The sequence below is a fragment of the Methyloglobulus sp. genome (assembly GCF_046714055.1).
Taxonomy (GTDB): domain Bacteria; phylum Pseudomonadota; class Gammaproteobacteria; order Methylococcales; family Methylomonadaceae; genus Methyloglobulus.
In genome coordinates this window covers 1-7,834 of record NZ_JBKKBJ010000184.1, presented here as the reverse complement: position 1 = coordinate 7,834, position 7,834 = coordinate 1, and the positions used below count along the sequence as shown (strand labels likewise).

9 protein-coding genes are annotated in these 7,834 nt (G+C 46.8%); 6 read left to right on the top strand and 3 right to left on the bottom strand.

The genetic code is table 11. The features are described 5' to 3' along the window. Positions 1 to 539: oligoribonuclease (orn, locus tag ACLQ6D_RS10980; RefSeq protein WP_411727322.1), on the bottom strand; the 539-nt coding region annotated here is incomplete at its 3' end. A gap of 89 nt (positions 540 to 628) precedes the next feature. Between orn and ACLQ6D_RS10975 the strand changes: the two genes are divergently transcribed. Both ACLQ6D_RS10975 and rsgA read left to right on the top strand, forming a co-directional pair. Further along, positions 629 to 1,879, top strand: coding sequence for a M48 family metallopeptidase (locus ACLQ6D_RS10975; protein ID WP_411727321.1), 1,251 nt, complete (start codon positions 629 to 631; stop codon positions 1,877 to 1,879). 27 nt (positions 1,880 to 1,906) lie between these two features. Further along, entirely contained in the window at positions 1,907 to 2,779 is an 873-nt protein-coding gene (rsgA, locus tag ACLQ6D_RS10970) for a ribosome small subunit-dependent GTPase A (protein WP_411727320.1), read from the top strand. A gap of 179 nt (positions 2,780 to 2,958) precedes the next feature. Here the strand turns inward: rsgA and ACLQ6D_RS10965 are convergent, their stop codons facing one another. Continuing rightward, the gene (locus ACLQ6D_RS10965) at positions 2,959 to 3,291 is read right to left on the bottom strand and encodes a coiled coil domain-containing protein (RefSeq protein ID WP_411727319.1); all 333 of its coding nucleotides are present in this window, start codon (positions 3,289 to 3,291) and stop codon (positions 2,959 to 2,961) included. A gap of 67 nt (positions 3,292 to 3,358) precedes the next feature. Further along, positions 3,359 to 3,568, bottom strand: a complete 210-nt coding sequence (locus tag ACLQ6D_RS10960) for a hypothetical protein (RefSeq protein ID WP_411727318.1) — start codon at positions 3,566 to 3,568, stop codon at positions 3,359 to 3,361. Between the two features lie 346 nt (positions 3,569 to 3,914). On the opposite strand from ACLQ6D_RS10960, the gene ACLQ6D_RS10955 reads away from it, so the two are divergent. The 4 genes from ACLQ6D_RS10955 (at position 3,915) to ACLQ6D_RS10940 (ending at position 7,577) form a co-directional block, all read left to right on the top strand. Beyond that, the gene (locus tag ACLQ6D_RS10955; RefSeq protein ID WP_411727317.1) at positions 3,915 to 5,219 is read left to right on the top strand and encodes a flavohemoglobin expression-modulating QEGLA motif protein; all 1,305 of its coding nucleotides are present in this window, start codon (positions 3,915 to 3,917) and stop codon (positions 5,217 to 5,219) included. Between the two features lie 134 nt (positions 5,220 to 5,353). Continuing rightward, positions 5,354 to 5,767 carry a hypothetical protein gene (locus ACLQ6D_RS10950; protein ID WP_411727316.1) on the top strand — a complete coding sequence of 138 codons (414 nt, stop codon included), beginning with the start codon at positions 5,354 to 5,356 and terminating at the stop codon, positions 5,765 to 5,767. 52 nt (positions 5,768 to 5,819) lie between these two features. Then, positions 5,820 to 6,614: an RMD1 family protein gene (locus ACLQ6D_RS10945; protein ID WP_411727315.1), complete on the top strand. Its 795-nt coding sequence runs from the start codon at positions 5,820 to 5,822 to the stop codon at positions 6,612 to 6,614. Positions 6,615 to 6,848: 234 nt separating this feature from the next. After that, a complete protein-coding gene (locus ACLQ6D_RS10940) occupies positions 6,849 to 7,577 on the top strand; it encodes a 23S rRNA (adenine(2030)-N(6))-methyltransferase RlmJ (protein WP_411727323.1) in 729 nt (242 codons plus the stop codon). Positions 7,578 to 7,834: the final 257 nt, after the last annotated feature.

Below are 7,834 nucleotides of genomic sequence, written 5' to 3'. Positions count from 1 at the left end.
GCAATAAAGTGTTCCCGGTAATAACGTAACTCTTCAATGGATTCGAGTATATCCGCTAAGGCTTCATGCTTGGTTTCTTTTGTAAACCCGTCTTTCAGCCCAGGCGCCCATCTGGCTGCCAATTCTTTCAGGGTTGAGACATCGATGCTACGGTAATGGAAATAAGCTTCTAGTTTCGGCATATAGCGGTAAAGAAAACGCCTGTCTTGCCCAATGGTGTTACCACACATGGGGGAAACATTCTCCGGCACCCAGTCTTTCAAAAAAGCTATGGTCAAGGCCTCGGCTTCCACCGCGCTAATCTTGGAAGCCCTGACCCGGTCTATTAATCCCGATTCCCCATGATGTTTTTGGTTCCAGTCATCCATCGCCAATAACGCGGCATCAGGCTGATGCACCGCCAAGGCTGGCCCTTCGGCGAGTATATTCAGGTCTTTGTCGGTTACGACTGTCGCAATCTCGATAATCAAGTCAGTGTCGGGGTTCAGCCCGGTCATTTCCAGATCTATCCAAATGAGATGTTGGGCATCTTGTGCCATTTGATTTTTCCGTTATATTAATTGCACGATAGTTAGTGTAGCATTGGCCTATATCTACACCTAGTTCTTAAACCCGACGATTTTAACTCATGAACAGCTTTACACTCATCTTTTTGATAGCCCTGGTTAGCTGTTACGCCACTCAATTCTGGTTAGCTATGCGACAATCAAGCCACGTTGCCAGCCATCGTTCGGCAGTGCCTGAAGCATTCAAAGACCGCGTTTCCCTGGAAGCTCACCAAAAAGCGGCTGACTACACCATCGAGAAAGGCAAGTTAGGGATTATAGACAGCGTCATCGGCATTGTCGTTTTATTGGCGTTGACGATAGGCGGCGGCAGCAATTCTGCATTTGTCTTCTGGACAGCGCAGGTCACGTCCCCGTTACTAGCCGGAATTATGGCACTCGCAACCGTTTTCCTGGCCATGACCTTGATCGACATTCCTACCAGCTTGTACCAAACCTTTGTTATTGAAGAAAAATACGGCTTTAACAAAAGCACTGTCAAGCAATTCATTAAAGACTTGTTTTTGCAATTGGGGTTAAGCGCGGCAATCGGCTTGCCTATCTTGGCCTTGATCTTGTGGGTCATGGATAGCGTCGGTTCGATGTGGTGGCTGTGGGCTTGGGCGATTATCATGGGCTTTTCACTGCTGATGAGCTGGTTATTTCCGACCCTCATCGCGCCCTTATTCAATAAATTTACCCCGATGCAGGAGGGTTCGCTCAAAGACCGGATCCAGGGTTTGCTTGCCCGTTGCGGCTTCAATAGCCAAGGCATTTTCATTATGGACGGTTCTAAACGCTCCGGTCATGGCAATGCGTATTTCACCGGCTTGGGCAACAACAAACGTATCGTATTTTTCGACACCTTAGTCAATTCGCTTGATGAAGAAGAACTGGAAGCCGTACTGGCGCATGAATTGGGCCATTTCAAGCGCAAGCACGTCATCAAAATGCTGGTTGCAACTTCGGTTATGAGCTTGATTAGTCTGGCGATTCTTGGTTGGTTAATCAATCAACAATGGTTCTTTTCCGGCCTGGGTGTAGAACAAGCCTCAAATGCCGCCGCACTGTTATTGTTCATGCTGGTTTCACCAGTTTTCACCTTCTTTATGCAGCCGATCAGCGCTTATTTCCAACGCAAGTTTGAATTTGAGGCGGACGATTTTGCCGCCAACAATGCCAAAGCCACCAAAATGATTAGCGGCCTGGTCAAGCTGTATGAAGAAAACGCCAGCACCTTGACACCCGACCCGCTGTACTCAGCGTTCCACTATAGCCATCCACCCGCCGCCATTCGCATTGCCCACCTGGAAACCAAAATGCAGTCCGCATAATCCATGCCTAAGGAAGGACTAGCTCCCATGTCTATGGAGGGACTCGTCATTGCACATTTAGGGCAAAGTATTGCTGTAGAACATGAAAATAAAATAATCCTCTGCCAGCCGCTAAGGCGGCTTGAAACCGTGGCGGTTGGCGATAAGGTATCATGGTCGCTAACAGCTCCAGATCAAGGCCGTATTGAAGCAGTGCTACCTCGCCGGTCTCTATTAGCCAGACCTGCCAGAAACAATAAGGTTCGCCCGGTTGCCGCCAATATTGACAAGGTATTCGTCGTCATCGCCGTGGAACCTTACTGCGATTTCTTGCTGATTGACCAATACCTGGCTGTTTGCGAGAATAATCAAATCGATGTCGCCCTAATCTTAAATAAAATAGACTTGGTTCAATCCGAAACTATTGAAAAAGAGCTTTTGGTGTACCAATGTCTCGACTATCAGGTGCATAGAGTCAGCTCAATAACAGGGCTTGGCCTTGCTGAACTGAAACTTGCGTTACAAAACGAAGTCAGTTTGCTGGCAGGACAATCGGGTGTCGGAAAATCTTCTATTACCAATGTTATGGTTCCCGACAGGAACCTGAAAACTAACTCTGTTTCTGAAACGACCAAACATGGGCGGCACACCACAACTACTGCAACACTTTACCACATCGATACCGGCGGCGATTTGATAGACAGCCCTGGCGTGGCTATTTTTGGGCTGGCCGACTTGGACATCCAGCAATTGGCGCAAGGCTACAGGGAATTCCAACCGTTATCAGGTAACTGCCAATTCAATGACTGCCGCCACCACCATGACAAGGGTTGTGCGGTTCGCGCAGCTGCGGAAAACGGCAACATAACAATGACGCGGTATCAACGATTTTTAAAACTCACCCAAAAAATGGGTCACTAAAGATAAATTGGCGCACGTTTTTGGAAAAATAATTCTTGGCATAACACAAGCAGCAACACAAAGGTCGGCTTTTAACCGCCCTTTATGTGCCGTGGATACTTGGACTAAACAGATTAACTTTACGCACTGATAACGACTACCGCTTAAAAAAACTAGTAGTCGTTTGGATATTGAATGACTTAGCTAAAGAAGGATTTGATTTTTGCGAAGAAGCCTTGAGCCTCAGCCATAGTTTCCTGTGCTTCTTCTTGTAATTCGCCAACAAGATTGTTGAACATTGCTTCCGCATCAACTTTCAGATCTTCCCAAGCTTCTTCAGTAGCATCCGCCAACTCGTTAAACTTACTCTCCCCTTCTGCAGATTTAACACGAAGATTAGCAATTTGCTCATTTATTTCAGCTCGAATATCATCTGTCGCTTCACTGGCTTTAGCTTGCAATTCATCTATTTCTACTTGCCAACTATCGTTCCGGGTTTTCAATTTTGCTAAATATTCTTCTTTTGTGGACATGATTCTGACCTCCCAGGTTAAATTCGCGTAACCCATAACAGGGACGCAAAAAGGTTAATAAAAACTGTTATTGTACTTTTTCTCTTTTCCATAAAGTCCAGGCGCCGTAACCTAAACCAATCCACCCGGCATATTTGACCAAGGGCGTAGCAATCAAGGCTATAATGCTGATGATTATGATAGTGACCCCATCCCAAGAAGTCCGCTCATTGATCCGCGCCTGCATCCAGTCGATTACGTAATTGAGTGTCGACTTGATGACTGAAAGGTCTGCCATATTTTCCCCCTTTATGTGTCCAATTATAACCAAACAGCATTCGTAATGGCGGCCAGGCCCAAGATTTACGGTGGCAACCTAACGCCAGCTACAAAATACTATAAAACCTAAAAACATACAACAATATCCGAAGCGACGCTGCCGCCGACCTAACGCACAAAGGCCATAAAGCATTGTACAAATATCATTAATCACCCAAATTGTAAGGGCAGGCCTTGTGCCTGCCCTGGCAACCCCTTGTGATTATTCGGGCAACCACAAGGGATTGCCCCTACAGTCCGTGCATTTTATTGGCACATGTGGTTACAATAGATTTTCTGTAACTTTGTCAATACTTGGATGATAAATGCACACCAAGAATACCCACATCGCACACCCGCCATCGGCCTACCTGACAGAAGTTAAAGCGCTTTCTGACCGGATTGTCAAAGCGCAGCAGCCCATTCGTATTCTCGATGCGATTAAGTGGGACGACACTATCAAGCAGGCTTTCTTTGCCAGTCACTGTAAAAAAATGCCAGTAATTACGCCCGAATACTACCAGGGGCGGTCTTTGGGTTTCGACCCGGATGACAAAAAGCAAGAGTTTTACCAGATCGAACGGGATTTGGTGCGCAAACTCGGACAGCTTAATCCGCTGAGCGTGATTATGCGGCGGATTTGCCGGGAATATCAGGATGTGGTGACAATGCTTGAATTTCGGGGTAACGCCACCTTCACCAATATTTCTCAAGAATTGTACGGTTCATCGCAAGATGTTTTTCATGTCGGCGATCCTACTATTGCCGGGTTGGGCAGCATGATGGAAGAAACCTTATCGCAATTGTTGAAGCTGGATTTTCTTGCAGAGGAACCCAAAACCATCCCTGCACACGAAGCGGTAACCATCCTTAATGAGAAAATAGAAGCCGTGCTACCCGGCAATGGACTACGGGCAATGATTAGTGACGGCATTATCGCGGATGCCGCCGCTGGCACCGATTACGTCAAACTGCGTGCTGATGCTTTATTTAATATGCGGGATTTGCGGGTTCTGGAAGTGCATGAAATCTGGGTGCATTTAGGCACTACTTTAAATGGGCTAGCACAACCCTACTGCACGTTCCTCGGCAAAGGGCCACCTTCGGCGACGGTGACCCAGGAAGGCTTGGCGGTATTGATGGAAATATTGACTTTCAGCTCCACGCCTAACCGGCTCATGCGACTGATTCATCGGGTTCGCGCCATAACACTGGCAGAAGAAGGGGCTAATTTTATTGATATTTTCAATTTTTTTCTTGAGAAGGGCTTGGATAAGGAAGAAAGCTATACGATCAGCAGCCGTGTTTTTAGGGGCAGCAGGCCCGAAGAACTGCCTTTTACGAAAGACCTGACTTATATCAAGGGCTTCGTGTTGACTTATAACTTCATGCGGCTGGCGGTTAGCAAAGGCAAGCCGGATCGGATTCCCTTGTTATTTTGCGGCAAGACCATGATTGAAGACATGAAAGTGTTGGTGGATTTGGTTGAAGAAGGAACGGTGATTGCCCCACGCTTTTTGCCGCCGCAGTTTACCGACCTGATGGGGCTTTCGGCATGGCTAAGTTTTAGTCGGTTTATGACCTCGATGAATTTCCGGCAACTGGAACAAGATTACGCTAATGTGCTATGAAACGGTTAGCGTGCAGAAACACGTAAGCAGATTAGTTTATTGTGTACCTATCATAACGACAGGGATCGCTAAAATAATAGGTATAATCGAGCATAGACCGTACTTTCGACAACAGTAACCGGAGGAGTGACCCCATGAAAAAAATGCACTTGCTGGCTGCCTTGCTTGCCCTTACTTTTATTGATGCACATGCCATAATGGATCACAGCAGACATCGAGGCGGTAGGGGCGGAAGTTACAGTGGCACCGCAGCCTGCGTCCATCCACACTTGGACAAGATGCAACCCGTACATTTGGCGACTGTCGCTCCGGGGGCAGCATTTTCCTTCCTGATATACAATATCGATGACCCTAAGCAGGTTTCTGTAGAAGTCAAACAGCAGCCCGTGGATGTCGTATTTGAGTTTAAAGACCCATTTTATGTGGTCAAGGGCAAGATCCCTGCTTCTTTACGCAATACGGCGGCGCGGATTGATGTCAAAATTAATGCCAAGGCTTCCTCATGCCGAGCTGCTGAGGGATGGCTGATCAAAATTTCTGAAAATTAACGCAAGGCTTTTTTAATGGCATTCATCCATATTAGTCCCATGAACGCCAATCATGCCTGAATCCCAAGCAGCTAAGCGTTGCGTAGCCTATTGTTTGGCACAAGGCTTTGACATCAGCGCCCTGGCAAAAATCCTATCGGAATCTAGCCTGATACGAATTATCAAAGGGGCTTTGTTGATTGAGGATGATGAATCTTGGTCAGTAGTTTTTGCCTATGGCGCAGTCGTACATTGGAATATCGATTCAGAACAACAACATAAACTGCATAAGCTCCTGTTGGAACATGCGGATAATCCTCTGCAAATCGTTGAAGAAGATAATTTCACTTTCACCCTCGACAATCCACAAACACGCATTGTTGAGGATCATATAGAAATCGAGTCCTCCGACCCTATTGTGCTTTTTTCCTTGTCGCAAGGCATGGCGCAATCGATCAAACTGGCCTCGTTTGAAGCGAATGCCATTACCACCATCAACAATACCAGTTATATCCCGAAGTCATTGGCGCAAGACGGAAGAATCAAATTAGGCCGCCATGAGATAGCAAAAATACGTGGGCAACTGTTTTTGACCAAAAGCGATATTATTTTGAATTATGATTTGCTAGATAAACCGGATTTCTTTTGGGAATACCCAGAATATGAAGAATTCTATGCCATCGCCGCCAAATATTTGGAAATTGCGCCGCGTACCGAAGTGCTGTCCAAGAAACTGGAAACGATTCATGAGCTATTCGAAATGCTGGCAGATGAGCAAAAGCACCGGCATTCATCAACGTTGGAGTGGATTATCATCGGCTTGATTGCCTTTGAAATCGCCATGACCATCGTTGACAAAGCGCTCTGAGCCAGCACTATTAATTCGGCCTTGTGAAGTTATTAACTACGTTCGCCTTGAGCCTGTCGAAAGGTCGATGGGCTTCGACAAGCTCAGCCCGAACGGTTTCAAACATAATCCAGCCTAGATCATGTTAAGTTTTCAACATGCTTATCATGCCGGAAATTTCGCCGATGTCCTGAAGCATGTGGTTTTGGTTCAGGTGCTAGCTTACCTGAAAAAAAAGACAAGCCCCTTTGCTATATCGATACCCATGCCGGTTCTGGAGACTATAAGCTGAATAGCGGCGAGGCGCAGAAAAACAAGGAATTTCTGGACGGTATCGGCAACTTATGGCAACGTGAAGATTTGCCCGCTTGTATGGCCGATTACGTCTATCTCATCAAACAGGTCTACTATTCTGAGCAATTACTCCGTTATCCTGGTTCGGCTTTAATTGTCCGTCAGTTGCTAGATAATCAAGACCGCCTGTTTCTTTACGAGTTACATACGGCGGAATCCAGACTGTTAAACGACGTAGTTAAGAAGGATAAGCGCATCAAGGTCTTTCGTGCCGATGGATTAAAGGACAGCTTAGGATTGTTGCCACCACGAGAAAATCGCGGTTTGATACTGATCGATCCTACCTATGAAATCAAAAATGAATATCAAGCGGTGGCGGGCTCACTTAAAGAAATGCACAAGCGGTTCGCCACAGGTTGCTATTGTCTTTGGTATCCCGTCGTTGCCAGAAAGCGTAACCAGACTATGGAACGTGCCTTACAAACGAGCGGCATTAAAAACATCCAGTTATTCGAGCTGGGCATACAGGCCGATAGCGACGGGTTCGGCATGACGGCGAGTGGCATGATCGTCTTCAATCCGCCCTGGACGCTGCTTGCCGACATGCAACAGGTTTTGCCCTGGTTAGCCGAAACATTGGGTGAAAATCAGCAAGGGTTTTACCGGATTGAGCAATTGGTTGGTGAATAGAGCGGATTACGACTGCATGGATGCAGGAGATAGGGCAACGCATGGAGCGGTTGCCGAGACGCGCAAACTTTCCAAGCTTCAATTTATGTAAAGATTTTCCGCGCGTCGTAATCCGCCGTATTGCGGCAATGGTTCCAGACCATTTGCCGCACTTCCTCCATCCCTGGAGGGCGAATGAACACCGCAGTTGGCGGATTACGCCGCGCCCAAAGGACAAACAAAACGGATAGATCGCGTATGTTGCGCGGCTAATCCGC